This window comes from Salipiger bermudensis HTCC2601, assembly GCF_000153725.1.
GTDB classification, from domain to species: Bacteria; Pseudomonadota; Alphaproteobacteria; order Rhodobacterales; family Rhodobacteraceae; genus Salipiger; species Salipiger bermudensis.
In genome coordinates, this window is sequence record NZ_DS022276.1 from 2,154,402 (window position 1) to 2,181,135 (window position 26,734).

24 protein-coding genes and 1 pseudogene are annotated in these 26,734 nt (G+C 68.2%); 18 read left to right on the forward strand and 7 right to left on the reverse strand.

From position 1 onward, the window contains the following. Positions 1 to 2 precede the first annotated feature (2 nt). From R2601_RS10305 to R2601_RS10325, 5 genes are all read left to right on the forward strand, one after another. Complete coding sequence (locus R2601_RS10305) at positions 3 to 836, forward strand: ABC transporter permease (protein ID WP_040544582.1); 834 nt, start codon at positions 3 to 5, stop codon at positions 834 to 836. Beyond that, the gene (locus R2601_RS10310; protein WP_007797602.1) at positions 833 to 2,446 is read left to right on the forward strand and encodes an ABC transporter ATP-binding protein; all 1,614 of its coding nucleotides are present in this window, start codon (positions 833 to 835) and stop codon (positions 2,444 to 2,446) included. The genes R2601_RS10305 and R2601_RS10310 overlap by 4 nt, the downstream gene beginning before the upstream one ends. A gap of 2 nt (positions 2,447 to 2,448) precedes the next feature. Further along, positions 2,449 to 3,348: a 2-hydroxyacid dehydrogenase gene (locus tag R2601_RS10315; protein ID WP_007797604.1), complete on the forward strand. Its 900-nt coding sequence runs from the start codon at positions 2,449 to 2,451 to the stop codon at positions 3,346 to 3,348. Positions 3,349 to 3,376: 28 nt separating this feature from the next. Beyond that, entirely contained in the window at positions 3,377 to 4,771 is a 1,395-nt protein-coding gene (locus tag R2601_RS10320; RefSeq protein ID WP_007797607.1) for an amidase, read from the forward strand. A gap of 293 nt (positions 4,772 to 5,064) precedes the next feature. Then, the gene (locus R2601_RS10325; RefSeq protein ID WP_007797610.1) at positions 5,065 to 6,357 is read left to right on the forward strand and encodes a DEAD/DEAH box helicase; all 1,293 of its coding nucleotides are present in this window, start codon (positions 5,065 to 5,067) and stop codon (positions 6,355 to 6,357) included. A gap of 118 nt (positions 6,358 to 6,475) precedes the next feature. On the opposite strand, the gene gatB is transcribed toward R2601_RS10325, so the two are convergent. Further along, positions 6,476 to 7,990, reverse strand: coding sequence for an Asp-tRNA(Asn)/Glu-tRNA(Gln) amidotransferase subunit GatB (gene gatB, locus R2601_RS10330; RefSeq protein WP_007797613.1), 1,515 nt, complete (start codon positions 7,988 to 7,990; stop codon positions 6,476 to 6,478). Beyond that, positions 7,978 to 9,321, reverse strand: coding sequence for a hypothetical protein (locus R2601_RS10335; RefSeq protein WP_007797615.1), 1,344 nt, complete (start codon positions 9,319 to 9,321; stop codon positions 7,978 to 7,980). Before R2601_RS10335 ends, gatB begins: the two co-directional genes overlap by 13 nt. A 333-nt stretch (positions 9,322 to 9,654) precedes the next feature. On the opposite strand from R2601_RS10335, the gene R2601_RS10340 reads away from it, so the two are divergent. Further along, positions 9,655 to 10,341: a transglycosylase SLT domain-containing protein gene (locus tag R2601_RS10340; RefSeq protein ID WP_007797619.1), complete on the forward strand. Its 687-nt coding sequence runs from the start codon at positions 9,655 to 9,657 to the stop codon at positions 10,339 to 10,341. A gap of 104 nt (positions 10,342 to 10,445) precedes the next feature. On the opposite strand, the gene pepN is transcribed toward R2601_RS10340, so the two are convergent. Continuing rightward, positions 10,446 to 12,995, reverse strand: a complete 2,550-nt coding sequence (gene pepN, locus R2601_RS10345; protein WP_007797622.1) for an aminopeptidase N — start codon at positions 12,993 to 12,995, stop codon at positions 10,446 to 10,448. Between the two features lie 119 nt (positions 12,996 to 13,114). Here pepN and R2601_RS10350 point away from each other — a divergent pair, with 119 nt between their 5' ends. Then, entirely contained in the window at positions 13,115 to 13,348 is a 234-nt protein-coding gene (locus tag R2601_RS10350; RefSeq protein ID WP_007797624.1) for a hypothetical protein, read from the forward strand. A gap of 134 nt (positions 13,349 to 13,482) precedes the next feature. Then, positions 13,483 to 14,745, forward strand: a complete 1,263-nt coding sequence (locus R2601_RS10355) for an MFS transporter (protein WP_007797627.1) — start codon at positions 13,483 to 13,485, stop codon at positions 14,743 to 14,745. On the opposite strand, the gene R2601_RS10360 is transcribed toward R2601_RS10355, so the two are convergent. Beyond that, positions 14,742 to 15,617, reverse strand: coding sequence for a LysR family transcriptional regulator ArgP (locus tag R2601_RS10360; protein ID WP_007797629.1), 876 nt, complete (start codon positions 15,615 to 15,617; stop codon positions 14,742 to 14,744). The genes R2601_RS10355 and R2601_RS10360 overlap by 4 nt on opposite strands. 91 nt (positions 15,618 to 15,708) lie before the next feature. Here R2601_RS10360 and R2601_RS10365 point away from each other — a divergent pair, with 91 nt between their 5' ends. The 3 genes from R2601_RS10365 (at position 15,709) to R2601_RS10375 (ending at position 17,574) form a co-directional block, all read left to right on the forward strand. Further along, positions 15,709 to 16,356, forward strand: coding sequence for a LysE/ArgO family amino acid transporter (locus R2601_RS10365; protein ID WP_007797632.1), 648 nt, complete (start codon positions 15,709 to 15,711; stop codon positions 16,354 to 16,356). A 9-nt stretch (positions 16,357 to 16,365) separates the two neighbouring features. Next, positions 16,366 to 17,262 carry a DMT family transporter gene (locus R2601_RS10370; RefSeq protein ID WP_040544587.1) on the forward strand — a complete coding sequence of 299 codons (897 nt, stop codon included), beginning with the start codon at positions 16,366 to 16,368 and terminating at the stop codon, positions 17,260 to 17,262. A 114-nt stretch (positions 17,263 to 17,376) separates the two neighbouring features. After that, complete coding sequence (locus R2601_RS10375; protein WP_007797640.1) at positions 17,377 to 17,574, forward strand: hypothetical protein; 198 nt, start codon at positions 17,377 to 17,379, stop codon at positions 17,572 to 17,574. 46 nt (positions 17,575 to 17,620) lie between these two features. On the opposite strand, the gene R2601_RS10380 is transcribed toward R2601_RS10375, so the two are convergent. Genes R2601_RS10380 through R2601_RS10390 form a run of 3 tightly spaced genes read right to left on the reverse strand, consistent with a single transcriptional unit; the run spans position 17,621 to position 19,930 of the window. Further along, positions 17,621 to 18,742, reverse strand: a complete 1,122-nt coding sequence (locus R2601_RS10380) for a CaiB/BaiF CoA transferase family protein (protein ID WP_040544591.1) — start codon at positions 18,740 to 18,742, stop codon at positions 17,621 to 17,623. Beyond that, positions 18,739 to 19,383 (reverse strand): DsbA family protein, encoded by a 645-nt coding sequence (locus tag R2601_RS10385; protein ID WP_007797645.1) that lies wholly within the window; start codon positions 19,381 to 19,383, stop codon positions 18,739 to 18,741. The genes R2601_RS10380 and R2601_RS10385 overlap by 4 nt, the downstream gene beginning before the upstream one ends. Positions 19,384 to 19,420: 37 nt before the next feature. Beyond that, on the reverse strand, positions 19,421 to 19,930 hold the full coding sequence (locus R2601_RS10390; RefSeq protein ID WP_007797647.1) for a DUF721 domain-containing protein: 510 nt from the start codon (positions 19,928 to 19,930) through the stop codon (positions 19,421 to 19,423). An 84-nt stretch (positions 19,931 to 20,014) separates the two neighbouring features. Here R2601_RS10390 and mutY point away from each other — a divergent pair, with 84 nt between their 5' ends. The 7 genes and pseudogenes from mutY to R2601_RS27290 form a co-directional block, all read left to right on the forward strand. Beyond that, complete coding sequence (mutY, locus tag R2601_RS10395; protein ID WP_007797648.1) at positions 20,015 to 21,061, forward strand: A/G-specific adenine glycosylase; 1,047 nt, start codon at positions 20,015 to 20,017, stop codon at positions 21,059 to 21,061. 125 nt (positions 21,062 to 21,186) lie between these two features. Beyond that, positions 21,187 to 22,332, forward strand: coding sequence for an alkane 1-monooxygenase (locus tag R2601_RS10400; protein ID WP_007797650.1), 1,146 nt, complete (start codon positions 21,187 to 21,189; stop codon positions 22,330 to 22,332). 274 nt (positions 22,333 to 22,606) lie between these two features. Next, positions 22,607 to 22,999, forward strand: a complete 393-nt coding sequence (locus R2601_RS10405) for a cytidine deaminase (protein WP_007797652.1) — start codon at positions 22,607 to 22,609, stop codon at positions 22,997 to 22,999. After that, a complete protein-coding gene (locus tag R2601_RS10410; protein ID WP_007797654.1) occupies positions 22,999 to 24,288 on the forward strand; it encodes a thymidine phosphorylase in 1,290 nt (429 codons plus the stop codon). Before R2601_RS10405 ends, R2601_RS10410 begins: the two co-directional genes overlap by 1 nt. Continuing rightward, the gene (locus R2601_RS10415; protein ID WP_007797657.1) at positions 24,285 to 25,490 is read left to right on the forward strand and encodes a phosphopentomutase; all 1,206 of its coding nucleotides are present in this window, start codon (positions 24,285 to 24,287) and stop codon (positions 25,488 to 25,490) included. Before R2601_RS10410 ends, R2601_RS10415 begins: the two co-directional genes overlap by 4 nt. An 11-nt stretch (positions 25,491 to 25,501) precedes the next feature. Then, a complete protein-coding gene (locus R2601_RS10420) occupies positions 25,502 to 26,503 on the forward strand; it encodes an adenosine deaminase (RefSeq protein WP_007797662.1) in 1,002 nt (333 codons plus the stop codon). 138 nt (positions 26,504 to 26,641) lie between these two features. Further along, positions 26,642 to 26,734: pseudogene (locus tag R2601_RS27290) on the forward strand (uracil phosphoribosyltransferase); the annotation flags it as partial.

Below are 26,734 nucleotides of genomic sequence, written 5' to 3' on the forward strand. Positions count from 1 at the left end.
CCATGTGGAAACGTTTCAGAAGCAATATCGGTGCCATGGTCGGGGTCGTCCTGCTTGTCGCCGTCATCTTCATCGCCATCTTCGCGCCGCTGATCTTCGCCAACACGCCCTGGCAGATGGTGCAGCGCCCGTTCCTCGCGCCGTTTGCGATGGAGAGCCTGCCGCTCGGCACCGACACGCTGGGCCGCGACGTGGCTGCCCAGCTGGCCTATGGCGCACGGGTCTCGCTGCTGGTCGGGCTGGTCTCGACGCTGGTGGCGCTGCTCATCGGGGTACCGCTTGGCGCGCTGGCCGGGTTCTATGGCGGATATGTCGATGAAGGCGCCATGCGCTTCACCGAGTTCTTCCAGACCATCCCGAACTTCGCGCTGGCCATCGTGCTGGTGGCGATCTTCGAGCCGACGCTGGCCTCGATCACGCTCGCCATCGCCATTGTCTCCTGGCCGCCGGTGGCGCGCCTGGTGCGGGCCGAGGTGATGTCGGTGCGCAAGCGCGAGTTCGTCGATGCCGCGACGCTGGCGGGCCTGTCGAAGCCGCGCATCCTGGTGCGGCAGGTGCTGCCCAACACGGTCTCGCCGATCATCGTCATGGCCTCGCTGATGGTCGCCACCGCGATCCTGCTGGAGAGCTCGCTCTCCTTCCTCGGCCTCGGCGATCCCAATGCCATGAGCTGGGGCTACATGATCGGTGCCGCGCGCACGGTGATCCGCTCGGCCTGGTGGCTGAGCTTCTTCCCCGGCATCGCCATCGTCATCACGGTGCTGGCGCTGAACCTCATCGGCGAAGGTCTCAACGACGCGCTGAACCCGCACCTCTCCCGGAAGGGCAAGGCATGAGCACGACACTTTCCATCGAACACCTCACCATCGGCCTGCCGGAGGGCGCGGATCGCCCCTTCGCGGTCGAGGACGTGAGCATGGCCATCGAGAAGGGCGAGATCCTCTGCGTGGTCGGTGAATCCGGCTCTGGCAAGTCGATGACCGCCAACGCGCTGATGGGGCTGTTGCCGCCGGGCGTGAACGTGAAAGCGGGGCGCGCCATGTTCGAGGCCCGCGACGTGCTGCGTCTGCCCGAGGGTGAGAAGCAGGCGCTGCGCGGCGCCAGCATGGCGATGATCTTCCAGGAACCGATGACGGCGCTGAACCCGCTGATGCGCATCGGTGACCAGATCGTCGAGGTGTTCGCCGCGCATGACCGCTACACCCAGTCCGAGCGCCGCGAGAAGGCGCTCGCACTGATCCGCGAAGTGCAGCTGCCCGATCCGGAAAAGATCATCCGCGCCTATCCGTTCCAGCTCTCCGGCGGACAGCGGCAGCGGGCGATGATCGCCATGGCACTGGCGCTCGAGCCGAAGCTGCTGATCGCCGACGAGCCCACGACGGCGCTCGACGTGACGACGCAGGCGCAGATCCTCAAGCTGATCCTCGACCTGCGCGAGAAGCGCGGCATGGCGGTGATGTTCATCACCCATGACTTCGGCGTGGTGGCCGAGATCGCCGACCAGGTGATCGTCATGCGCATGGGCAAGGTGGTCGAGCGCGGCTCTGCCACCGAGGTGCTGGAGAACCCGCAGCACGACTATACCAAGCGTCTGCTCGAGGCGATCCCGACCGGCAAGCTGCCGGAGGCACGGCAGCTCTCGGAGACGCCGGCGCTCGAGATCAAGGGGCTGCGCAAGATCTACCGCACTGGCGGCGGCATGTTCAAACCGGTGCGCGAGGTGCGCGCGGTGGACGATGTCTCGCTCACCGTGGCGCGCGGCGAGGTGCTCGGGCTCGTCGGCGAATCGGGCTCCGGTAAGTCGACGCTCGGGCGCACCGCGGTGCGGCTCGTCACCCCCGATGGCGGGCAGGTGATGGTCGGCGGCACCGATCTTGCGGCGCTGTCCGACGAGGAGCTGCGCAAGCAGCGCCACAAGGTCCAGATGGTGTTCCAGGATCCCTATGCCTCGCTCAACCCGCGCCAGCGCATCATGGGCGCGATCACCGACGGGCCGATCACCCGCGGCATTCCGCGCAAAGAGGCCGAGGCCCGCGCCCGCGAGCTGCTCGAGATCGTGGGGCTGGGGGCGGATGCCGCCAGCCGCTTCCCGCACGAGTTCTCCGGCGGCCAGCGTCAGCGCATCGGCATCGCCCGGGCGCTTGCGATGGACCCCGAGCTGATCATCGCCGACGAGGCGGTCTCGGCGCTCGACGTGTCGATCCAGGCGCAGGTGCTCGACCTGCTGCGGGAGCTGCGCGAGAAGCTCGAGCTGTCGATTCTGTTCATCACCCACGACCTGCGGGTCGCGGCGCAGCTCTGCGACCGCATCGCGGTGATGCAGAAGGGCAAGCTGGTCGAGATCGGGACGGTGCACGACATCTTCCTGAACCCGCAGCAGGAGTACACCCGCAAGCTGCTCGCCGCCGTGCCCGGTGCCGACTGGGACCAGCAGGGAGCGGCCTGAGCATGATCGGGGTCGTCACCAACACCGCGTTCGAGATGTTCGACCGCTTCAGCCCGATCTTCGCAGCCGAGGCGCCGGAGATCACCATCCTGCGCCCCGAGGATGTCGAGCGCCCCGAGGAGGTGTCCTTCGTGTTCACCTTCCGCCCGGCCGACGATGCCTTCGCGCCCTATCCCAATCTGCAGGCGGTGTTCTCCGCCGGGGCCGGGACCGACGCCATCGACGCCTGTCCGTCGCTGCCCGAGGGCGTGCCGGTCTACCGTGTCGAGGATGCCGACCAGGCGCTGCAGATGGCGGGCTATGCGGCCTTTCACGTGCACTGGCATCACCGCCACATGGCGCAATACGTCGCCCAGCAGCGCGACGCCGTGTGGGAGCGTGTGCTGACGGGGCTGTCGCCGACCCACAAGCGGGTTGGCGTGCTGGGCTTCGGGCACATGGGCCGCGCCATTGCCAAGGGCCTCATGGCGCTGGGCTACCCGGTCTCGGCCTATGCGCGCTCGCAGCCCAATCCGCCCGAGCCGGGCGTGCGCCATTTCACCGATGGCCAGATGGACGCTTTCCTCGCCGAGAGCGACATGCTGGTGAACGTGCTGCCTTTGACCGAGCAGACCAAGGGCCTGATCGACGCCGCCTTCCTGCGCAAGCTCCCCGAGGGGGCGGCGCTGATCCACATGGGGCGCGGCGGGCAGGTCGACGAGGCGCAACTGCTCGAGGTGCTCGACGCGGGTCACCTCTGCGGCGCGTCGCTGGATGTCTTCGACACCGAGCCGCTGCCGGCAGAGAGCCCGCTCTGGGGCCATCCCAAGGTGCTCATCACCCCGCATGTGGCGTCGATCCCCGAGGCCACCTTTGTCGTGCGCGGCATCCGCGACCGGATGCGCGCGCTCGTTCCCGCCTGATCCTCTCCTCTTCTCCCCGCAGGACGCCATGACCACCGATCCCAACGACCTCTCCGCCCGCGAACTCGCGGCCCGCGTCCGCTCGGGCGCGCTCTCTGCCAGCTCCGTCATCCGCGATACGCTTGACCGCGTCGCCAAAATGAACCCGCTGGTGAACGCGATCATCCAGGACTGCGGCGCCGACGCCATGGCCGAGGCCGAGGCGCTTGACGCGCGCATCGCCAAGGGCGAGGCGGTGGGGGCGCTGGCGGGCGTGCCGGTGACCATCAAGGTGCTCTCGGATCAGGCGGGCTATGCCTCGACCAACAGCTGCCGCATCTTCAAGGACGTGATGGCGACCGAGGACGCGCCCTTCCTGCGCCACCTGCGCGAGAAGGACGCCATCGTCATCGGGCGGACCAACACGCCGGCCTTCTCTTATCGCTGGTTCTCCACCAACAACTTCTACGGCGACACCAAGAACCCCCACAATGACACGCTGACCGCCGGCGGCTCGTCGGGCGGGGCAGGGGCTGCGGTGGCGACCGGCATGGGCCATATCGGCCACGGCACCGACATCGCGGGCTCGATCCGCTATCCGGCTTATGCCTGCGGCGTGCAGGGGCTGCGCCCGACGCTGGGCCGCGTGCCGATGTTCAACGCCTCTTCCGGCGATCGCGGCGTGGGGCCGCAGCTGATGGCGGTTTCGGGCCCGCTGGCGCGCCGGGTCGACGACCTGCGGCTGGGGCTCGAGGGCATGGCGGGCTACGCGCCCGAGGATGTCTGGAGCGCCCCGGTGCCGCTGGTCGGCCCGACCTACCGCCGCCGCGTGGCGCTGGTGAAGCGCCCGGGCGGCATCGACACCGATCCGCGCATCCTAGAGGATCTCGACCGCGCCGCGGCGATCTTTCGCGCCGCCGGCTGGCAGGTCGACGAGCCTGCCGAGGTTCCGGAAATCCGCGAGGCGGTGGAACTGCAGATCGACCTGTGGCTCTCGGACGATCACGCAACCAAGCTGCGCATGGCGCATGAAGAGGGCGATCCCGGCGCCATCGCGCTGCTCGAGCACTACGCGCCCCGCGCCGAGGCCATCGACGCCAAGCGTTTTGGCGAGGTGTTCCAGCGCCGCGCCACGTTGGCCCGGCACTGGCGCCACTTCCTGCAGGACTACCCGGTGGTGCTGATGCCGGTTTCGGCGGAGCTGCCGTTCAAGCAGGATGCCGACCTTGAAGGTGGCGACGCGGTGGCGCGGCTCTGGGAGGCGCAGCTGCCCCAGATCGCCTTCCCGGCGCTGGGCCTGCCGGGCATCGCCGTGGCCTCGGGGGTGGTCGACACCGTGCCCTCTGGCGTGCACCTGATCGGCGCACCGTGGCGCGAGGACGTGCTCTGCGACGCGGGTGAGGTTCTCGAGCGCGGGTTCGGCTTTCCCGGCCTCGTGTCCTGACAAAGCTTGACAGATGGGGCGCAAAGCCCCATTTGGGACGGTAACGCTGCGCTGCCGCGTGAGCTAGCCGCGCCATTGGGCGGGAGGATCCCTCCCTGTCGGGCGCATCAGCGTTGCCAATACCGATTTCCCCATCACGCAGGGTTCTCGATGCGACGGCCGGATGGCGCGGGATACGCCCGCCTGTCCCGAGGCCGCGCCGCACCCTGACCATGTCGCCCTTCCCGGGCGGCAGGTTCGTACGCCGTATCCGTGCCCGAGGAAGGGTCGTGCGGCCCGACAAAGGATATCTCTTGTTCGATTTCGACATGCTCGGCCTTGCGCCGACCCTCTCCGAAGCCCTGAAGCGCAATGGCTTTTCCGAGCCGACCCCGATCCAGAACCAAGCCATTCCGCTGGCGCTCGAGGGGCACGACGTGCTCGGCCTCGCCCAGACCGGCACCGGCAAGACGCTGGCCTTCGGCCTACCGCTGATCGATGGCCTGCTGGCCCAGCCCGGCAAGCCGGCGCCCAAGACCGTCAAGGCGCTTGTGCTGGCGCCGACCCGCGAGCTGGTCAACCAGATCGCCGACAGCCTGCGTCAGCTCACCGACGGCACCAAGCTGCGCGTCGGCACCGTGGTCGGCGGCCAGTCGATCAACCGCCAGATCAACTTCCTCAGCCGCGGCACCGACATCCTTGTCGCCACGCCGGGCCGTCTCATCGACCTGATGGACCGCAAGGCGGTGGACCTGTCCACCGTGCGCCAGCTGGTGCTCGACGAGGCCGACCAGATGCTCGACATGGGCTTCATCCACGCCCTGCGCCGCATCGCGCCGCAGCTTGGTACCCCGCGCCAGACCATGCTGTTCTCGGCCACCATGCCGAAGCAGATGGAAGAGCTCTCCTCCGCCTACCTGACCAACCCGCGCCGGGTGCAGGTCTCGCCCCCGGGCAAGGCCGCCGACAAGATCACCCAGTCGGTGCATTTCGTCGACAAGGCCGGCAAGCCGTCGAAGCTGCGCGAGCTTCTGGGCCGCGATGACGAGTCGCTGACGCTGGTCTTCGCCCGCACCAAGCACGGTGCCGAGCGGCTGATGAAGGGGCTGGTGGCCGATGGCTACAACGCCGCCTCGATCCACGGCAACAAGAGCCAGGGTCAGCGCGACCGCGCCATCAAGGCGTTCCGCGACGGCGACATCAACGTGCTCGTCGCCACCGACGTGGCGGCCCGCGGCATCGATATCCCCGGCGTGGCCTACGTGGTCAATTACGACCTGCCGGAAGTGCCGGACAACTACGTGCACCGCATCGGCCGCACCGCGCGGGCGGGCCGCGAAGGGGAGGCCATCGCCTTCTGCGCGCCTGACGAGGCCGATCTGCTGCGCCAGATCCAGAAGCTGATGAAGATCGACATCCCCGTCGCTTCCGGTGACGCGCCGACCGAGCTGACCGAGGGCGGCCCGCGCCGTCGTCGCGGTGGCGGCGGCGGTGGCGGCGGCGGCCGGGGCCGTGGTGGCTTTGGCGGTGGCAAGCCGCAGGGCGCCGGCAAGCCCGGCGGTGGCCAGGGCCAGCGGCGTCGTCGTCCGCGCCGTCGCGCGGCCTGAGCGCCAGGGACAGGGACGGGCCAAGATTTTTAGCTAAAAATCTTGGCGCCGGTGAAGACAAAACGCCCGGACGGGGATCTCCGTCCGGGCGTTTTCTGTTCTGAGCGGAAGGTGGCGCCTACTGGGCCAGCTTCTTCGCGACGATCTCGTTCACCGCTTTGGGGTTGGCCTTGCCGCCGGTGGCCTTCATCACCTGGCCCACGAACCAGCCCGCGAGCTTGGGGTTCTGCTTGGCCTTCTCGACCTGCGCCGGGTTGGCGGCGATGATCTCGTCGACCGCTGTCTCGATGGCGCCGGTGTCGGTCACCTGCTTCATGCCGCGCTCTTCGACGATCTGCTCCGGGTCGCCGCCTTCGGTGTAGACGATCTCGAACAGGTCCTTGGCGATCTTGCCCGAGATCGCATCCGACTTGATCAGACGCACGATGCCGGCGAGCTGCGCCGGGGAGACCGGGCTCTCGGTGATCTCGTGGCCTTCCTTCTTGAGCCGGCCGAAGAGCTCGTTGATCACCCAGTTGGCGGCGAGCTTGCCGTCGCCGGCGTCGCCCGCGACCTTCTCGAAGAAGGCGGCGTTGGCGACCTCGGCGGTCAGCACGCTGGCGTCATACTCGGACAGGCCGAACTCCTTGACGAAGCGCGCCTTCTTCTCGTCGGGCAGTTCGGGCAGGGAGGCGGCGATGTCATCGACCCAGGCCTGCTCGATCTCGAGCGGCAGCAGGTCGGGATCGGGGAAGTAACGGTAATCATGCGCTTCTTCCTTGGAGCGCATCGAGCGCGTCTCGCCCTTGTCCGGATCGTAGAGACGGGTTTCCTGGTCGATCGAGCCGCCGGCCTCGAGGATGGCGATCTGGCGCTTCGCCTCGTAGTCGATGGCCTGCTGGATGAAGCGCATGGAGTTCATGTTCTTGATCTCGCAGCGGGTGCCGAGATGCGAGAAGTCCTGCGTTTCCTGGTATTTCTCGTACTGGCCCGGGCGGCAGACCGAGACGTTCACGTCGGCGCGCAGGTTGCCGTTCTGCATGTTGCCGTCGCAGGTGCCGAGATAGCGCAGGATCTGGCGCAGCTTCGACACGTAGGCCGCCGCTTCCTCGGGGCCGCGGATGTCGGGGCGCGAGACGATCTCCATCAGTGCCACGCCGGTGCGGTTGAGGTCGACGAAGGACATATTGGGGTCCATGTCGTGGATCGACTTGCCGGCGTCCTGTTCGATGTGGATGCGCTCGATCCGCACGAGGCGGGCGATGCCCGGCTCCATGTCGACGATCACCTCGCCCTCGCCCACGATCGGGTGGTAGAGCTGGCTGATCTGGTAGCCCTGCGGCAGGTCCGGGTAGAAGTAGTTCTTGCGGTCGAAGGCGGATTTCAGGTTGATTTCGGCCTTCAGGCCGAGCCCGGTGCGCACCGCCTGCTCGACGCAGTATTCGTTGATCACCGGCAGCATGCCCGGCATCGCCGCGTCCACGAAGGCCACGTTCGAGTTCGGCTCGGCGCCGAACTTGGTGGAGGCCCCCGAGAACAGCTTGGCCTCGGAAGAGACCTGCGCATGGACCTCCATGCCGATCACCAGTTCCCAGTCGTATTTCGCCCCGGCGATGACCTTGGGTTTGGGGGGCTCGAAGCTCAGGTCAAGCATGGCGTATCCTCGTCTCGCAATTCGCGATGGGGATACGCCAGAGCGGCAGAGGGAGCAAGAGCGCTGGCGGCGCAGGGCGACGGAGACAGTGTGACACCGGCCTCGGTGAAGCGGACCTCGCGCCCGAGGCGCAATTGATGGGCGAAATGCTCAGCCAGTGCCGAGCGCGCGCGGCTCTCGCCGAGGCGCAGGCGATCGCTGGCGTCGGTCTTGCCGGCGAAGGCCCGGGCGTTGGCCCAGAGCGCGGGATGGATCTCGCGCAGGTGGTCCTCGACGATCCAGCCGAAGCAGCCGCTGATCCGGGCCCGGGCGCTGCTGGGCTCCGACGCACCCGAGAGGCTCATGCCGCAGAAGGCCGCAAGAAGATTGGCGGTGTGCTGGTCGGGACGGCGGGTGAGGATGTCGTGCAGGCCCTCGGTGAAGAGTTCCGCATCGACATGGGCGAAGCCGCGCAGCTGGCCGCTTGCGAGCGCGTCGAACCAGACCCAGACATAGCCGCCGGCCCCCCAGATATCGGCGGTGCGCCCGGCGGTGCGTCGGGCCTCGAGTTCGAGCCGGTCCCAGTTTCCGAAACGGGTCGGCATCAGGTCCCGGCCGAGCGCGCGCATGTGGGCGGGGCAGGCGGGATCGAGGTCGATCAGGTCCTCGTACTCGTCGATCACCCGGCGGCTCGGGCGCGGATCGAGTTCGAGCAGGGCGCAGCGCAGCGCGGCGATGGCCGGCGAATCGAACTCCAGCGGATGAAACGGCGCGATCAGTCGCGCCGCGGTCTCGAGGTGCTGCGAGCGGGCGTCGCGGCGCAGTGTCAGGGCGTCGTCGCTCGCCGGGACGGCCTCCCACGCCTCGGCCACGGTCAGATGGGCTTGTGCGACGGCATAGGAGAGCCACGCGGACTCTGCCAGCCCGTCGACGGCGTCATGCAGGCAGTACAGCGTCTGCCGCGCCGTCGTGGCATCGTTTCCCGTGACGGCGGCGAGCGCGGTCTCGACGACGTCCGAGCAGGCCCCCTCGGCGAGCAGCCGGGCGACGGGCATGCCGCCGCACGTCGCCGCGCGGCCAGTATCGGCCTCGCGCAGCCGTTCGGCCAATGTCTCCCAGTCTTCCTGCCGCGCGAGGTAGCGCCCGGCCAGGCGCAGGCTCTCGCAATCCGAAGCGTCGGGCGAGCTTTCGCGCAGGGGGATGTGGATCTTCGCGGGTTCGACGGTGGCAGGGCGCTCGGTCTCACCGGCAGGCGCCACCGTGGCGCCGACAGGACGCGGCCGGAGCCGCTTCCGTGACAGCACGGCGCGGGCAAACCGGAGGAGCGATGCGGGGCGGGCGATGTCTGACATGCGCGCAACATGTTTGGGGAATCGGGCACATTGAGGGCAGGAGCGGGTTGAAGCGGCGGCATTCCGCCGACGTTTCTTCGTCCGCTACCACGTTCACTCCCAAAGGGTTAACGGGGCCTTCGACGGTTTGGGTGCGACCGCCTGCAGCCTTGGGGCGAGCCGCGCTTTACCGAACCCACACCCTGTGGCAATTCTCCGGTCATGCTGCCACGTCTTCTCACAGTTCTGTCGGCCCTGTTCTTCGCAAGCGCCGTCTGGTCAGAACCCGCCCCGATGCCGCCCGGATACTCTCTCCAGGCCGTCGTCCACTCCGTACGCCCGCAAGAGCGGACCATGACGATCCCCGAAGCGCGCTGGGGCACCTCCGGCGAGCGCGGCACCTGGTCGCTGGCGGCGCTGTCGGCGCTGCGCGGACCGGCGAGCAACCTGCCCGGGATCGTCCCCGAGGACATCGCCACCTGGTGCCCGGCCTATCCGAGCGCCGGCCGCGAGGATCGCGAGGCGTTCTGGATCGGGCTGGTTTCGGCGCTGGCCAAGCACGAGAGCACCTATCGTCCGACCGCCGTCGGTGGCGGCGGCTTGTGGTACGGCCTGCTGCAGATCCTGCCCTCGACGGCGCGGCTCTACGATTGCCAGGCCGGAAGCGGGGCCGAGCTCAAGGACCCGCATCTCAACCTCACCTGCGGCCTGCGCATCATGGCCAAGACCGTGAAGCGCGACGGCGTGGTGAGCCAGAACATGCGCGGCGTCGCCGCCGACTGGGGCCCGTTCCATTCGCGCAAGAAGCGCGAGGACATGATCGCATGGACCCGTGCGCAGCCCTATTGCGCCGGCCTGCCGCGCTCGCTGAAGCCGGTGGCGCGCCCGGACAGCTGGGGTGAGGACGAGATCATGGCGAAGCTGCCCGCAAATGACGGCGTGATCGCCCTGAGCGTGGACGGCGCCATCCTGCGCCCGACGCAGGATCCGATCATCGCAACCTCGGGGATGTCCCCGGCACAGGAAGCTGTGGTGCAATAATCAAGACAACCAGCGCTGCGGCGCGAACCTGTCGAGCGCGCAGCGATGCGCAGAAAAAGGGGGCCAAGTGGCCCCCTTTTTTTTGGTCGCGTGCCGGTCCTCGTTCAGGACAGCAGGCGGCCCACCATCTCCGACACGTCGCGCGACAGGTCGGGCTTGGCGGCGATGCGCTCGAGCTCGGCCTTCATCAGCGCCTGTCGCCCGGCGTCGTAGCGTGTCCAGGTCTGGAACACCGAGCACATGCGCGCCGCCGTCTGCGGGTTCTTGCCGTCGAGCTTGATCAGCCACTCGGCCAGCAGCCGGTAGCCGCTGCCGTCCTTGGCGTGGAAACCAGCGTGGTTCATCGCCAGCGAGCCCATCACCGCGCGGAAGCGGTTGGGGTTCTTCCAGTCGAAATCGGGCCGCTTGGTCAGCGCCTCTGCGCGGGGCGCGGCGCTCTCGGGCTTGGTGGCGGCGACCTGCAGCGCGAACCACTTGTCCATCACCAGCCGGTCGTCCTTCCACTGCCGCTCGAAGGCTGCGAGCGCCGCGTCCTCGGCGCCGGCTGAGATCAGGCAGGACAGCGCGCTCAGCTGCATGGTCATGTTGTCCGCGGCGTCGAACTGCGCCTGTGCGGCCTTGCCGCCATCGAGACGGGTCTGCAGCGACAGGACCGCATTGCCGAGCGCCCGCTTGCCGGACTGCTTGGCGTCGGGGCTGTAGCCTTCGGTCACGCGGGTGGCGGCCATCAGCTCGGGCAGCAGCGACGACCAGCGCTCGGCCATGGCGTTGCGCAGGGTCTCGGCGGCGGCATGGATCGCGTCGGGGTCGGGAGTGACGCCCTTGGCGTGCAGCATCTGCGCCAGCTCCGACTGGGTCGGCAGCGCCAGCATCAGCGCCCGGAAGGCCGGATCGAGGTCGCCGTCGCGGATCACTTGTTCAAGCGCGTCGATCCAAGCCATGTCGGGGCCGGCGCCCTCGGTCACCATGTCGAAGAGGCAGCCCCGGGCAAGATCGCGGCTCGCCTCCCAGCGGTTGAAGGCATCGGTGTCATGCGCCAGCAGGAAGCGCTTCTCCTCCGCCAAGGTCTCGCGGTCGAGCACCACTGGCGCCGAGAAGCCGCGCAGGATCGAGGCCACGGGCTTTGCGCTCAGCCCCTCGAAACTGAAGCTCTGCTCGGCGTCTGTCATCTCGAGCACGGTGGTCGGCACCACCTCGTCGCCATTGGGGTTGAGCAGACCCACGGCGATGGGCAGCACCTGCGGCGCCTTGTCGGACTGGCCCGGGGTGGGGGGCGTCTCCTGTTTGAAGGTCAGGGTGAAGGTGCCGTCGGCATAGTCCTCGGAGATGCTCAGATGCGGCGTGCCCGATTGCGAATACCAGCGCTTGAACTGCGACAGGTCGCGCCCGGTGGAATCTTCGAACACCCTGAGCCAGTCCTCGATGGTGGCGGCATCGCCGTCGTGACGCTCGAAATACAGATCCAGCGCCTTGCCGTAGGCCTCGTCGCCGACCAGCCGCTTGAGCATCCCGATCACCTCGGCACCCTTCTCGTAGACCGTGGCGGTGTAGAAGTTGTTGATCTCCTGGAAGCTCTCGGGGCGCACCGGGTGCGACAGCGGGCCCTGATCCTCGGGGAACTGGCGGGCGCGCAGGTCGATCACGTCGGAGATCCGCTTGACCTCGGCGGAGCGCATGTCGGAGGTGAACTGGCTGTCGCGATAGACCGTCAGCCCTTCCTTCAGGCAAAGCTGGAACCAGTCGCGGCAGGTGATGCGGTTGCCGGTCCAGTTGTGGAAATACTCATGCGCGATGATCGCCTCGATGCGCTCGAAATTGGCGTCGGTCGAGGTTTCCGGCGAGGCCAAGACGCAGGAGGAGTTGAAGATGTTCAGGCCCTTGTTCTCCATCGCGCCCATGTTGAAATCGTCGACCGCAACGATGTTGAAGATGTCGAGATCGTATTCCCGGCCATAGACCTCTTCATCCCACGTCATCGAGGCCTTGAGTGCCTCCATCCCGAAGGCGCATTTGCCCTCGTCGCCGGGGCGCACCCAGATGTTGAGCTCGACCTCCTTGCCCGACATCGTGGTGAACGCGCCTGGGTGGTTGACCAGATCGCCGGCGACCAGCGCGAAGAGATAGGCGGGCTTGGGCCACGGGTCATGCCACTCGGCCCAGCCTTCGCCGCTGTCGGTGGGGTTGCCGTTCGAGAGCTTGACCGGCGTGTCCCCCTCAATGCGGACGGTGAAGGTCGCCATCACGTCGGGGCGGTCGGGGTAGTAGGTGATCTTGCGGAAGCCCTCGGCCTCGCACTGGGTGCAATACATGCCGTTCGACATGTAGAGCCCCTCGAGCGCGGTATTCTCGGCCGGGGCGATCTCGACCTCGGTCTCCCACAGGAAGGGGCCGGAAGGCACGTCGCAGCGCAGGCCCTGAGGCGTCAGCTCGGGGTTGACCTCGGTGCCGTCGATGGCGGCGCGGATCAGCTTGAGCTCTTCGCCGTGCAGGAAGAAGTCCTGCGCGGGGGCGTTCGGATTGGGCTGGAAATGGATGCGCGAGACCACCCGCGTGGCTTTCGGGGCGAGCTTCACGGTCAGGTGAACATCCGCGACCTGCCAGCCGAAGGGCGTGTAATCGCTAAGGTAAGTCGTCTGCGGGCTTGCGTCTTTCATGCGGTCTCATCCTGTCGGCAGGGGTGGCGCAGGAACTGCGCCCGATGGAAAAGTGTTAGGTCCGCAAGTCAGGCGCCACAACCGTGTGGCACGAAAATTTGCAAGTGAGGAGCTTTGTCATGTCGGCACCCGACACCAACATCAAGACGCAGAAGAAACAGCACAAGGGCCCGCTCGGGGGCATCTGGTTCGGGCTCGGGTTCGTGGCGCTGCTCCTGATCGTCTGGCTGGCATGGGTCTTTGCCTCGGCAGACGAGAGCGATCCCGCCGCCGCGACGACCGAGCCCGCCGCCGCCACCGAGACCGAGGCCGGCACGACGCAGATGGAAACGGCCCCCGCCGCCAACGACTGACGCCTTTCGCCAACCCCTCGCCAAGGCCTGCTCTGACGCTCGGCCGAGGTGTTCTCACGTGGGCCACGGATCGGAACCGATCCGGGGCCTTCCGCGTTGTTCCGCGACCCAGCGGGATGCAAGGTGAGGGACAGATGGACGGGAAACTGGCGGGCCGCGCCTTCGCGGCGCTGAGCGAAGCCGATGGCGATGTGCCGGCGGAAGAGGCGCGCAACGGTCTGCGGCACGTGGTGTCGCTGTCGATGACCAAGCTCGCCGATGGTCTGATCAATCCCAAACTCGTGCTGACATGGCTGGCGCAGGCGCTGGGCGCGCCGCCGGTCCTCGTGGGGCTGCTGGTGCCGATCCGCGAGGCCGGGGCGCTGCTGCCGCAAATGCTGCTGGCGCACCGTGTCGAGGCGCTGCGACACCGCAAATGGGCGTGGGTCTTCGGCTCGCTGGGGCAGGGGATCGCCGCCGCCGGCATGGTCGCGGTGGCCTTCACGCTGCAGGGCTGGGCCGCGGGGCTGGCGCTTTGCAGTCTGCTGGCCGTCCTCGCGCTGGCGCGCGCGGCCTGTTCGGTGAGCTTCAAGGACATTCTCGGAAAGACCGTCGAGAAGACCCGGCGCGGCTCGGTGACCGGAACCGCCGCCTCGGTCGCTTCGGCGGGGGTGATCCTTTTCGCGCTGCTGCTGATGACCGGACTGTTGCGGGACGTGACGCCGTTGGCACTCGCGGTGGGGCTTGCGGCGCTGCTGTGGTTCGCCGCCGCGGCCCTGTTCTCGACGCTCGAGGAAGCGCCCTCGGAGGCGGAGGGCGACGCCCCGGCGATCGATCTGTCTCCGTTCCGAAAGGACGGTCAGTTCCGCCGCTTCGTTTATGCACGCGGGGCGCTCACCGCGACGGCGCTCGCACCACCCTATATCGTGCTGCTCGACACCGGCGAGGGGGCACTGCAAAAGCTGGGCGCACTGGTGCTCGCCTCGGCGGCGGCCTCCTTCGTCAGTTCCTACGTCTGGGGGCGGCTCTCGGACCGCTCGTCGCGGCGGGTGCTGACGTATTCCGGCTTTGCCGGTGCGGCGGCGATGGGGCTGGCTGTGCTGGCGGGGCTGACCGGTGTGGCGGGCGCGGCAATCTGGGTGACGCCTCTGCTGCTCTTTGCCCTGATGATCGCCTATCACGGCGTGCGTCAGGGGCGCTCGACCTACCTTGTCGACATGGCCCCCGAGGAGGCCCGCGCGCGATACGCGGCACTGGCCAACACCCTGATCGGCGGGCTGCTGCTGCTATCGGGGGCCTTCGGCGGCGCGCTGGCGTGGATCGGTCCGATCGCGGCGCTGGCGGGTTTTGCGGCACTGAGTGCCCTTGGCGGGGTCATCGCGATGGGGCTGGACGAGGTCGAGAAGGCTGCCGACTAGACCGGCACAAGCGCGGTGCTGGCGGCACGGCGCACGGCGGCGGTGAGCCCGGTGACCGCACCCGCCACCAGCCGGTTGACCTGCCAGTGCAGCGCCACCTCCTGCGGTTGGTCCGGGCGCAGCGCGACCAGTCTCCCCTGCGCCAGATCCTCGCGCACCATGGGCTCGGGGTTGAGCCCCCAGCCCAGCCCGAGCCTCGCGGCATCGACGAAGCCTTGCGACGAGGGCAACCGGTGCAGCGGCGGGGTCGGGGCCTGCCCGGTGATCCGGCGCAGCCAGTCGTGCTGCAGCGCATCCTTGGCATTGAACTGAAGCATTGGCGCGCGGGCGAAAGCCTCGGTCGTGACGCCCTCCGCAAAGAACCTCTCGTAGAAGCCGGGCGCGCAGGTCGCGACGTAGCGCATTCTGCCAAGGGCGAAGGCGTCGCAGCCCTGCACCGGGCGGGCATGGGCTGTGATCGCCGCCGAGACCTCGCCCCGGCGCAGCCAATCGGCGGAGTGGGATTCGTCGTCCACCGCGATATCGAAGAGCAGGTCGTGCCCGATCAGCGCCGGCAGGAACCATGTCGAAAGGCTGTCGGCGTTGATCGCGAGGCGCAGCCGCGCCGGGGTGCCGGGCAGCTCGAGATCGCGGGCCAGCGCGGCCTCGAGCAGCCGCACCTCGCCGGCGTGGCGGGCCAGACGCGCCCCGGCCGGGGTGGCGATGCAGGGCGCGGCGCGCACCACAAGCGCGCCGCCGACCCGGTCCTCGAGCGCCTTGATGCGCTGCGAGATCGCCGAGGGCGTGACGTACAGCTCGGCAGCGGCGGCGTCGAAGCTGCCAAGCCGGAGCACCGCGTCGAGCGCGGCCAGTTGCGACGGGTCGAACGACATTAGCAGAACTTATCAGAACTGAATTTCTTTAACTAGGCTGTCCCTTCGAGCCCGTGCTAGCAGGCGGGACGGATGGAAGGAGGGATAGTACATGCAGGCGGCAGTGGCGGGCTTCGCGCTCGGGTTTTCGATGATCCTTGCGATCGGGGCGCAGAACGCCTTCGTGCTGCGGCAGGGGCTGATGCGGGCGCATGTGCTGCCGGTCTGCCTGATCTGCGCGGTCTCCGACGCGGTGCTGATCACGGCCGGGGTCGCAGGCTTCGGGGTGCTGACCGAGGCGGTGCCGGGGCTGGAACCGGCCATGCGGCTCTTCGGTGCGGCTTTCCTTGCGTGGTACGGGGCGCGCAGCCTGCGCTCGGCCTGGCGCGGCGGGGCCGCGATGGGTGCGGGCAAGGCGGCGCTGAGCCTGCGCGGCGCGGTGCTCACCTGTCTCGCCTTCACCTGGCTCAACCCGCATGTCTATCTCGACACGGTGATGCTGCTGGGGGCGATCTCGTCGCAATACGCGCAGCCGGCGCTCTTCGGGCTGGGCGCGGTGACCTCCTCCTTCGTGTTCTTCTTCCTGCTCGGATACGGGGCGCGGGCGCTGGCGCCGGTCTTTGCCCGCCCGCGGGCGTGGCAGCTGCTCGATCTTGGCATGGCGGTGGTGATGTGGACGCTCGCCACCAAGCTGATCCTTGGCGGCATGGACAGCCTCATTGCGAGCTTTCCGCTTTTCGAGAGATTGTTCGTGGTCTAACACCATCGCATGAGCGCTGTTTCCGCCCCGGTCCGGGGTATTCTCTGGATGGTCGTCACCGGCCTGTGCTTCGTCGGCGTCACGGCGCTGGTCAAGCTGCTGGCCGGGCGCGTCCCGGCGGCGGAGTCGGCCTTTCTGCGCTATGTCTTCGGGCTTGTCTTCCTACTGCCGGCTTGGCGCAGCCTGGCCGCGCTGCGGCTGTCCAAGCGCCAACTCGGGCTGGTGACGCTGCGCGGGGCGGCGCAGACCGCGGGCGTGATCTGCTGGTTCTTTGCCATGACCCGTATTCCGATCGCCGAAGTCACGGCGATGAACTACCTCACGCCGGTCTACGTCACCATCCTCGCGGTCTTCGTGCTGGGTGAGCGGCTCGCGATGCGCCGCATCATGGCCATCGTCGTGGCGCTGGGGGGCGCGCTGCTGATCCTGCGCCCGGGCTTTCGCGAGCTTGATCCCGGCCATTTCGCCATGCTGGGGACGGCGCTGCTGTTCTCGGTGTCCTACCTGATCGCCAAGATCATCTCGGGCGAGATGAGCGCCGCCGTGGTGGTGGCGCTGCTGTCGATCACCGTCACCATCGGGCTGTTCCCCTTCGCGCTGAATGTCTGGGTGACGCCGTCCTGGGGCGATCTCGGCATCCTGTTCCTCGTCGCCTGCTTCGCCACCGGCGGCCACTACGCGATGACGTTGGCCTTCGCAGCGGCGCCGGTGACAGTCACCCAGCCGGTGACCTTCCTTCAGCTTGTCTGGTCGGTGCTGGTGGGAGCGCTGTTCTTCGCCGAGCCGGTCGATCCGTGGGTCGTCATGGGCGGTGCGATCATCATGGGCGCGGTGCTGTTCATCACCTGGCGCGAGGCTGTGCTGAAGCGCCGGGTCGCGCCGGCAGGTCCGGAAGCGCAGAGCTGAGCAGGCGGCTGGAAACGCAGCGTTTCCAATTCCAGAAAACTTCGCAGCGCTTCCGCATTCGCGCCCCAATCTGCCCGCAGCCTGAGCCCGGAGATTGGCGTATTGGAGAGTGACATGTTTGCCGAGAACAAGCTGACCGAAGACATGAATGACGTTCGGGATTTCCTGATCAACGAGCGGGCCAAGAGCCTGACCGAGGCCGAATGGCGGTTCCGGATGCGAGGCTACGGCTACAATCTTCGCCGCGTTGAGGGCGGTGTCGAGGTGGCCCGCCTGCCGCAAAACAGCGTGCTCGGCACCATCGAGCTCTGAGCCGGGTGCCACCGGCCGCCCCCGAGGCGCGGCCGGTGCGGAAGGGTCAGCCTTCGCCGAGTTTCGGCGAGGCCCTGTCCAGACACAGGTCCGCGTCCGAGAACTTGAACGGTGAGCGGACGCCGGGCACGCCCTCGGGCGAGATCTGCATGCCGCGCGCCTGCACCTGCGGATCGGCCATGACCTCCGACAGGTCGTTGATCGGCCCCGCCGGGATGCCCTCGCGCTCGCAGCCCGCGAGCAGCTCGGCCTTGGTCCACTTGCCGGTCTCTGCCATCAGATGCGCCTCGAGCGAGGCGCGGTTGGCGATGCGGTCGGCATTGGTCAGGTAATCGGGGTGCTCTGCCAGATCGTCGAGCCCGAGCAGCCGGCACAGCCGCTGGTATTGCGGATCGTTCCCGGTGGCGATGATGATGTAGCCGTCGGAACAGTCGAACACCTGATAGGGCGTGAGGTTGGGGTGATAATTCCCGGTCCGCCCCGGCGCCTCGCCGGTGGCGAGATAGTTCATCGCCTGGTTCGCGGTTGCCGCCACGGCGCAATCGAGCAGCGCCATGTCGATATGCTGGCCCTTGCCGGTGCGCTGCTTCTGGTGCAGCGCCGCGAGGATGCCCGACACCGAGTAGAGCCCGGTGAACAGGTCGGTGATCGCAACGCCCGTGCGCTGCGGCTGGCCCTCCGGATTGCCGGTGATCGACATGAAGCCCGACATGCCCTGGATGATGTAGTCATAACCAGCGCGATGCGCGTAGGGACCATCCTGCCCGAAGCCGGTGATCGAGCAGTAGATCAGCCCGGGATTCACTTGCGCCAGCGAAGCGAAGTCGAGCCCGTACTTGGCAAGCCCGCCGACCTTGAAATTCTCGATCAGGATATCCGCCTCGGCCACCAGCTCGCGCACCTGGGCCTGCCCCTCGGGCGTGGAGATGTCCACCACCACCGAGTGTTTGCCCCGGTTGCAGCAGTGAAAATAGGCCGCCGAGCGCTCGTCCTCGCGGTCGATGAACGGCGGGCCCCACTTGCGGGTGTCGTCGCCGCGCGACGCTTCGATCTTGATGACCTCGGCGCCGAGGTCGCTCAGAATCTGACCGGCCCAGGGGCCGGCCAGAATTCGGGCCAGTTCAATGACCTTCACCCCCTCGAGGGGGCCACGTGGTGCAGAGGTCATTGCGCGGCTTCGACACGCTCGTCGAGGATTTCCACGAACTCGTCGTAGGGCATGTTGGTGTGCAGCTCACCGTCGATCATGAAGGACGGGGTCGAGTTGAAGCCGTCTTCCTCGACGTTCTGCTGGTACCAGCCGACGAGCGCCTTCAGCGTCTCGCCGTCCTGCATGCAGGCGTCGAGCTGCTCCTGGCCGATGCCGGCCTGCAGGCCCATCTTGCGGATCGCGTCGGCGACGCCAGCCTCGGTGCTCTGACGGGCCCATTCGTTCTGGGTCTCGTAGATCATGTCGACGATACCGAAATACTTCATTTCGCCGCCGCAGCGTGCCATCAGCGAGGCCCACATGTCGTACTTGTTGAAATAGGCCTCGCGGAAGGTGAACTTGACCTTGCCGGTGTCGATGTAGTCTTCCTTGAGCTGCGGGAAGACCTCCTGCTCGAAGGTGGCGCAGTGCGGGCACGTGAAGGAGCCGTATTCGATGATCTCGACCGGCGCGTCGGCCTGTCCGAGGGTCATGTCGGTCACCGTGGCCTCCTGCGCGCCGGCGGCGCCGATCGGGGGCTGGGCGGTGGGGTTCAGAACCCAGCTGCCGCCTGCGGCGATGGTAGCGGCCAGCGCGACGGTGGTCAGGATACGCTTCATGAGACTTCCTTCTTTCTGCGACAGCCCTCTGCGGGCCTCAGCGATGTGACTTGGTTATGACGTTTGCACCCAAACGATCAAGGGCGGCGCGCAGGCCTTCATCTCCGACACCCTCGGTGGCGCGATGCACCTCGGCGCGGGTCTCGGGCGAGGGGGCTGGCTTGGCCTGTTCCCTGGCACGGTGCTCGAAGGCGACGCGGCCCTCGGAGAAACCGGTTGCGGCGGTCTGGGTGACGCGGATGCGGGCGATGGCGTTGTAGCCGTAGATCGCGTTGACCCGCTCGCGCAGCTCTTCCTTGCGCATCTCCAGAAGCGGCGCGTTGGCGCCGGTGGTGAGCAGGGTGAGCGTGGCGCCGAGCCCGCCGCGGCCGTAGCCGATCTCGACAGGGCGCGAAATCGCGGCCATGTCGGCGCCGGCGATCTCTTCCCAATGGGTGAGGACACGCGATTGCGCGAAGCCGCGGCTTTCGCTGGCCTTGCGGATGTTCTGCTTCAGCAGGCCCGCGGTCAGGGCGAAGCCCTTGGTGGTGCTCTTGCGCCGTTGCATCTTGAATCCCTCTCTGCGGCACTATTCTAGTGACCGCACCACCGGGCGCCAGCCCGGAATCATCCAATCAAGGGAATGTCAGTTTTGCGTGACCCCGCCCGCGCCGCGGATCTTCTCGACTGGTACGACCGCCACGCCCGCGACTTGCCTTGGCGTGTCGGACCGCGTGCCCGCGCCGCAGGGATCCGCCCCGACCCCTACCGTGTCTGGCTCTCGGAAATCATGCTGCAGCAGACCACGGTGCCGGCGGTGAAGCCCTATTTCGAGGCCTTCACCACGCGCTGGCCGACGGTCTCGGACCTCGCGGCGGCCGAGGATGCCGACGTGATGGCCGCCTGGGCGGGGCTTGGCTACTACGCCCGCGCCCGCAACCTGCTGAAATGCGCCCGCGTGGTCGCCGCCGAGCATGGCGGCGTGTTTCCGCAAGGCCTCGAGGGGCTGCTGAGCCTGCCCGGCGTCGGGCCCTACACCGCCGGGGCGGTGGCGGCGATCGCTTTCGACATCCCGGCCACCGTGGTCGACGGCAATGTCGAGCGGGTGATGGCGCGGCTGCATGCCGAGCACACGCCGCTGCCGCAGGCCAAGCCGATCCTCACCGAGATGGCCGCGGCGCTGACGCCGCAGGAGCGCCCGGGCTGCTACGCGCAGGCGGTGATGGATCTTGGCGCCACGATCTGCAGCCCGCGCAACCCGGCCTGCGGCCTGTGCCCGTGGCGCAGCGCCTGCGCCGCGTGGGAGGCGGGCACCATGGCCGAGCTGCCGAAGAAGGCCCCCAAGAAGCGCAAGCCGACGCGGCTTGGCATCGCCTATCTTGTGCGGCGCGTCGATGGCGCCTGGCTGCTCGAGCGGCGCCCCGACAAGGGCCTGCTGGGCGGCATGCTCGGCTGGCCCGGCAGCGAATGGGGCGAGGCGCCGGAGGAGGCGCCGCCGATCGCCGCCGAGTGGAAGGCGCTCAATACCGAGGCGCGTCACACCTTCACCCATTTCCACCTGCGACTGACGGTCAAGACGGCCCTGGTGCCGATGGACCGCCCGCCCGAGCGCGGAGAATTCGTCGAGGCCGAGGATTTCGATCCCAAGGATCTGCCCACGGTGATGCGCAAGGCCTACGATCTGGCCCGGAGCGGCTGAGGCAGAAAGGCCGGTCCCAGAGATTTTGTCGGGGTCTTCGCCCGCTTGCCCCGTGACGCTGCCCGGGCGGGGAGCTAGTCTCGCCCCCGAGACGCGCAAAGACCCGTGCGGAACGGAGACCCATCATGATCTCGTCGGACAAGATCGCCCGGATCGGGGCCGCCGCCCCCTTCTGGCTCACCTACATCCTGCCGCCGCTGGTTTGGCTCGGCGCAGCGCGTGGCGGGCTCTGGGTGCTCTTGCCTCCGTTGGCGACATGGTACCTGTTCTCGGCGCTCGACGGGGCGCTTGGCCTCAACACCGAGAATGCCGACCCGCAGACCGAGGAGCGGCATCTGATCTGGTACCGCGCCGGGGTGATCCTCTGGGCGCCGGTGCAGTTCCTGACGCTGGTCTCGTTGATCCGGTATGTGCCGGGCGCGGACCACCTGAACGGGTGGGAGAGCTTCGGGGTGATGTTCGGCACCGGGGTGATGACCGGCTCGGTGGGCATCGTCTACGCCCATGAGCTGCTGCACCAGCGCAACAGGCTCGAGCGCAACTTGGGCGACGGGCTGCTGGCGATGGTGCTCTACTCGCATTTCCGCTCCGAGCATTTGCTGGTGCATCACACCTGGGTCGGCACCCCGCGCGACACCGTGACGGCGCGCTACAACGAGGGCTTTCACCGCTTCTACCCGCGGGTGCTTCGGGAAAGCCCGGTCTCGGCCTTCCGCGCCGAGGCGGCCCTTCTGGCGCGGCGCGGGCTGCCGTGGTGGCATCGCCGCAACCCGTTCTGGAAATACGCCGCCCTGCAGGGCGCGATGCTGGCGCTGGCGCTACTGCTCGGCGGCTGGCCGGGGCTGCTGTTCTTCGTCGTGCAGGCGGGCGTGGCGATCTGGCAGCTGGAGCTCACCAATTACGTCGAACACTACGCGCTGACCCGCCGCCACCTGGGCGGCGGCCGCTACGAGCACGTGCGCCCGCACCATTCCTGGAACTCGGCCCATACCGCGACCAACTGGCTGCTGATCAACCTGCAGCGCCATTCGGATCACCATTACAAGCCCGACCGTCGCTTCCCGCTGCTGCAGACCTACCAGGAGAGCGAGGCGCCGCAGCTGCCCTACGGCTATCCGATCATGACCATGGCAGCGATGGTGCCGCCGCTCTGGCGCCGCATCATGAACCCCAAGGTCCGGGCCTGGCGTCGCGCCTGGTATCCCGACATCGAAGACTGGACGCCCTATAATCGCGGCACCACGCCGATGCCGAAAGGCGCGCGCGGCTGATCCTGCCTCGCCCTCGGGGGCGCGGCGCCGTCTCGGGCGCGGGGCAGGGGCTCTGCCCCCTCTTGGGCTGTGCGCCAATTCACCCCCGAGGTATTTTTGAACCAAAGAAGCCAGCAGCGCCGCGCCCCTGGCTTCTCTTCGTCAAAAATACTCCCGCCGGAGGCCGGCCGGGGATCGCGGCCGGGCGTTGCGTCAGGGAGGGCAGAGCAGGGTTGCAATCGGGCAGGGCGGCTCGCAAACATGAAGGTCCGTAATGCTGGAAGGAGTCTGGGACGTGGATCTCGAGAAAGCCGCGCGCGACGTGCGCGAAAACGCCTACGTGCCCTATTCGCGCTTCAAGGTCGGGGCGGCGCTGCGTGCGCCCTCCGGCAAAATCTATGCCGGCTGCAATGTCGAGAACGTGGCCTACCCAGAGGGCACTTGCGCCGAGGCCGGGGCCATCGCTGCCATGGTCGCTGCCGGCGAGACCGAGATCGTCGAAGCCTATGTCATCGCAGACAGCGCCCACCCGGTGCCGCCCTGCGGCGGCTGCCGTCAGAAGCTGGCGGAGTTCGCCAGGGGCGACACGCGGGTGACGCTGGCCACGGTCGACGGCGGCACGCTCGAGACCACCGTGGCGGAGCTGCTGCCCGGCGCCTTCGGTGCGGACCACATGGATCGCACATGATGGACGCGCGCACGGTGATTGCCGCCCTGAGACGGGGCGAGGAGCCGGCCACCGAGGGGCTGCGCTGGTTCGCCCGCGGCCTCGCAGATGGCCGCGTCAGCGATGCGCAGGCCGGTGCGTTTGCCATGGGCATTTGCCTGCGCGGCCTGACCGAGGAGAACCGCGTGGCGCTGACGCTGGCGATGCGCGACTCGGGCCACGTCATGCGCTGGGATCTCGACGGGCCGGTGGTCGACAAGCACTCCACCGGCGGCATCGGCGACTGCGTCTCGCTGGTCCTCGCACCGGCGCTCGCCGCCTGCGGCTGCTACGTCCCGATGATCTCGGGCCGCGGGCTCGGCCATACCGGCGGCACGCTCGACAAGCTCGACGCCATCCCCGGCTATGTCGTCGCCCCCGACGAGGCGCGCTTCGACCGTGTGGTGCGCGAGGCCGGCTGCGCCATCGTCTCTGCCAGCGCCGAGATCGCCCCGGCGGACCGCCGCCTCTACGCGGTGCGCGACGTCACCGCCACGGTCGAGAGCCTCGACCTGATCACCTCCTCGATCCTTGCCAAGAAGCTCGCGGCGGGGCTCGAGGGGCTGGTGCTCGACGTCAAGGTGGGATCGGGCGCCTTCATGAAGACCGATGCAGAGGCGCGCAGGCTGGCCGAGGCGCTGGTCTCGACCGCCAACGCGGCCGGCTGCCCGACCACCGCCTTCGTCACCGACATGAACCAACCCATCGCCCCGGCTCTCGGCAACGCGCTCGAGGTCGACGCGGCGATGGGTGTGCTGACCGGGCGCGACAAGGGGCCGCTCTTTGATCTGACGCTGGCGCTGGGCGCGGCGCTGCTCGAAGGCGCTGGTTTCGATCGCCCCGAGGCACGGCTGCGCGAGGCGCTGGAGAGCGGCGCAGCGGCGGAGCGCATGGGGCGGATGGTCTACGGCCTCGGCGGGCCGGTGGAGTTTGTCGAGACCTGGGGCCGTTTCCTGCCCGAGGCCACGGTGATCCGCGAGGTGCCGGCACCCGAGGCCGGCCACGTGGCGGCCATCGACGGCGAGGCGCTTGGGCTGGCAGTGGTCCGGCTGGGCGGCGGCCGCACCGTCGAGACCGACATGATTGACCCGGCGGTGGGCTTGTCGGACGTGGTGCGCCTCGGCGAGCGCGTCGAGAAGGGCGCGCCGCTGGCGCGGGTCCACGCCGCGCGCGAGGACCAGGCCGACGCGGCGGCGCGCGTGGTGCAGGCGGCGATCACTCTAGGCGAGGCCGCAAAGCCCGGGCCCTTGGTGCGGGAGCGCGTCGGATGAGGGCGTTTCTCGTGGTGATCGACAGCGTCGGCATCGGCGGCGCGCCGGACGCCGACAGCTATTTCAACGACGGCGTGCCCGATACCGGCGCCAACACGCTGCTGCACATTGCCGAGGCCTGCGCGAACGGCGAGGCCGAGGACGGGCGCAGCGGCCCGCTCGCGCTGCCGGTGCTCGACGGGCTTGGGCTGGGCCGGGCGGTGGAGCTTGCCAGCGGCACCCTGCCGCCGGGGCTCGGGGCGGTGCCGCGGGGACGCTGGGGGGGCGCGACCGAGAGCTCGAGGGGCAAGGACACGCCCTCGGGCCACTGGGAGCTGGCCGGCCTGCCGGTGCCGTGGGACTGGCATTATTTTCCCGACGAACAGCCAGCCTTTCCACAGCCCCTGATCGACGCGGTCTGCGAGATTGCCGGCACCGAGGGCACGCTTGCCAATTGCCATGGATCGGGCACGGTCATGCTCGACCGCTTCGGGGCCGAGCACATCCGCAGCGGCTGGCCGATTTGTTACACCTCGGCCGACAGCGTGTTCCAGATCGCCGCGCACGAAGCGCATTTCGGCCTCGAACGGTTGCTCGATCTTTGCGAGCGCATGGCGCCTATGCTGCACGAGATGAAGGTCGGCCGGGTCATCGCGCGGCCCTTCCTCGGCGAGGAGGGCGCCTTCAAGCGCACCTCCAACCGGCACGACTATGCCATCCGCCCACCGGAGCCGATCCTCACCAACTGGGCGCAGGAGGCCGGTCGAACGGTGCACGCGGTGGGCAAGATCGGCGACATCTTCTCGATGGAGGGGATCGACCACTTGCACAAAGGCGATGACGCGACGCTGATGGGCCATCTTTCCAGCCTTGTGGATAACTCCGAGGATGGTTCTCTGACCTTCGCCAATTTCGTCGAGTTCGACAGTCTTTATGGCCACCGTCGCGATGTCTCGGGCTATGCGCGCGCGCTCGAGTGGTTCGACGCCGAACTGGGCCGCCTGCTGCCGCGGTTGCGCGAAGGCGACATTCTCGTGGTCACCGCGGATCACGGCAACGATCCCAGCTGGAGCGGCACCGATCACACCCGCGAGCGGGTGCCGGTGCTGATCGCCGGTGCCGGAGCGGGGGCGCTCGGGCAGGTGGCTTTCGCGGATGTCGCCGCGAGCGTTGCCGCGCATCTGGATGTGCCCGCGCGCGGGCCGGGAAGATCATTTCTGTAAGGGAGTCCGGCATGGACGAGGAGCGCATCGCAGCCATACGTGGCCTGCCCAAAGTCGAGCTGCACCTGCATATCGAGGGGGCGGCGCCGCCCGCCTTCATCCGCGGTCTGGCGCAGGAAAAGAACGTCAGGCTCGATGGCGTATTCGACGAACGCGGCGGCTACGCATTCACCGATTTCGTGCATTTTCTCTCGGTCTACGAGGCTGCCACATCGGTGCTGAAGAGCCCCGAGGATTACGCCCGGCTTACCACGGCCGTGCTCGAGGAATGTGCCGAAAACGGCGTGGTTTACGCCGAGACCTTCATCTCGCCCGACTTCTGCGGCGGAGGCGACGTGGGCGCGTGGCAAGAGTACCTCCATGCGATCCGCGAGGCCTCGGACCGGGCGGAGACAAGCCTGGGGATAACTCTGAGGGGAATTGTCACCTGCGTGCGCCATTTCGGCCCCGAGACCGCCAAGCGCTCTGCGCTCTGCGCCGCCGAAACCGCAGGGGACTGGATCGTCGGCTTCGGCATGGGCGGAGACGAGAACCAGGGCAAGCAGAGGGATTTCGCCTATGCCTTCGACATGGCGCGCGAGGCCGGGCTGAGGCTGACCACCCATGCCGGCGAGTGGCGGGGCCCGCGCGAGGTCGAGGATGCGATCACCGATCTGCGGATCGAACGCATCGGCCACGGGGTGCGCGCCTACGAGGATCTGGCGCTTGTGGACAAGCTTGTTGAGAACGGCATCGTGCTCGAGGTTTGTCCGGGGTCCAACGTCAATCTCGGGGTCTACCCGTCGCTCTCGCGGCACCCGATCGAGAGGCTGCGCGAGCGCGGTGTGAAGGTGACGGTGAGCACCGACGACCCGCCCTTCTTCCACACCACCATGGCCGACGAGTACGAGGCGCTGGCCCGGACCTTCGGCTGGGACGAGGAGGTGTTCGCAGAGATCGCCCGAACCTCGGCCGAGGCTGCGTTCTGCGACGAGGAGACCCGCAAGGCGGTGATGAAGCGGCTCGACGCCTGACGCCGCTTTCGCGGGCTTTGCCGGCCCTCACAGCAGTGGACGTGCCGGAACCCTGCGTGGCGCGGGCTCCGGGCGTTGCGGCGCGCTTGCGTGAGGTCTAAGGAGGAAGGCGATCAAAGCGCAAGGAGTCCCGGGGCCATGAAACAGCATCTCACCGTCGTCGATCACCCGCTGGTCCAGCACAAGCTGACCCTGATGCGCGAGAAGGACAACTCCACCGCCTCCTCCGCC

What these genes read in the sequence shown, in the direction of transcription:
- R2601_RS10305 (WP_040544582.1), top strand. Translation starts at nt 3, where the DNA reads ATGTGGAAACGTTTCAGAAGCAATATCGGTGCCATGGTCGGGGTCGTC.
- R2601_RS10310 (WP_007797602.1), top strand. Translation starts at nt 833, where the DNA reads ATGAGCACGACACTTTCCATCGAACACCTCACCATCGGCCTGCCGGAG.
- R2601_RS10315 (WP_007797604.1), top strand. Translation starts at nt 2,449, where the DNA reads ATGATCGGGGTCGTCACCAACACCGCGTTCGAGATGTTCGACCGCTTC.
- R2601_RS10320 (WP_007797607.1), top strand. Translation starts at nt 3,377, where the DNA reads ATGACCACCGATCCCAACGACCTCTCCGCCCGCGAACTCGCGGCCCGC.
- gatB (WP_007797613.1), bottom strand. Translation starts at nt 7,990, where the DNA reads ATGCTTGACCTGAGCTTCGAGCCCCCCAAACCCAAGGTCATCGCCGGG.
- R2601_RS10335 (WP_007797615.1), bottom strand. Translation starts at nt 9,321, where the DNA reads ATGTCAGACATCGCCCGCCCCGCATCGCTCCTCCGGTTTGCCCGCGCC.
- R2601_RS10340 (WP_007797619.1), top strand. Translation starts at nt 9,655, where the DNA reads ATGACGATCCCCGAAGCGCGCTGGGGCACCTCCGGCGAGCGCGGCACC.
- pepN (WP_007797622.1), bottom strand. Translation starts at nt 12,995, where the DNA reads ATGAAAGACGCAAGCCCGCAGACGACTTACCTTAGCGATTACACGCCC.
- R2601_RS10350 (WP_007797624.1), top strand. Translation starts at nt 13,115, where the DNA reads ATGTCGGCACCCGACACCAACATCAAGACGCAGAAGAAACAGCACAAG.
- R2601_RS10355 (WP_007797627.1), top strand. Translation starts at nt 13,483, where the DNA reads ATGGACGGGAAACTGGCGGGCCGCGCCTTCGCGGCGCTGAGCGAAGCC.
- R2601_RS10360 (WP_007797629.1), bottom strand. Translation starts at nt 15,617, where the DNA reads ATGTCGTTCGACCCGTCGCAACTGGCCGCGCTCGACGCGGTGCTCCGG.
- R2601_RS10365 (WP_007797632.1), top strand. Translation starts at nt 15,709, where the DNA reads ATGCAGGCGGCAGTGGCGGGCTTCGCGCTCGGGTTTTCGATGATCCTT.
- R2601_RS10370 (WP_040544587.1), top strand. Translation starts at nt 16,366, where the DNA reads ATGAGCGCTGTTTCCGCCCCGGTCCGGGGTATTCTCTGGATGGTCGTC.
- R2601_RS10375 (WP_007797640.1), top strand. Translation starts at nt 17,377, where the DNA reads ATGTTTGCCGAGAACAAGCTGACCGAAGACATGAATGACGTTCGGGAT.
- R2601_RS10380 (WP_040544591.1), bottom strand. Translation starts at nt 18,742, where the DNA reads ATGACCTCTGCACCACGTGGCCCCCTCGAGGGGGTGAAGGTCATTGAA.
- R2601_RS10385 (WP_007797645.1), bottom strand. Translation starts at nt 19,383, where the DNA reads ATGAAGCGTATCCTGACCACCGTCGCGCTGGCCGCTACCATCGCCGCA.
- R2601_RS10390 (WP_007797647.1), bottom strand. Translation starts at nt 19,930, where the DNA reads ATGCAACGGCGCAAGAGCACCACCAAGGGCTTCGCCCTGACCGCGGGC.
- R2601_RS10400 (WP_007797650.1), top strand. Translation starts at nt 21,187, where the DNA reads ATGATCTCGTCGGACAAGATCGCCCGGATCGGGGCCGCCGCCCCCTTC.
- R2601_RS10410 (WP_007797654.1), top strand. Translation starts at nt 22,999, where the DNA reads ATGGACGCGCGCACGGTGATTGCCGCCCTGAGACGGGGCGAGGAGCCG.
- R2601_RS10415 (WP_007797657.1), top strand. Translation starts at nt 24,285, where the DNA reads ATGAGGGCGTTTCTCGTGGTGATCGACAGCGTCGGCATCGGCGGCGCG.
- R2601_RS10420 (WP_007797662.1), top strand. Translation starts at nt 25,502, where the DNA reads ATGGACGAGGAGCGCATCGCAGCCATACGTGGCCTGCCCAAAGTCGAG.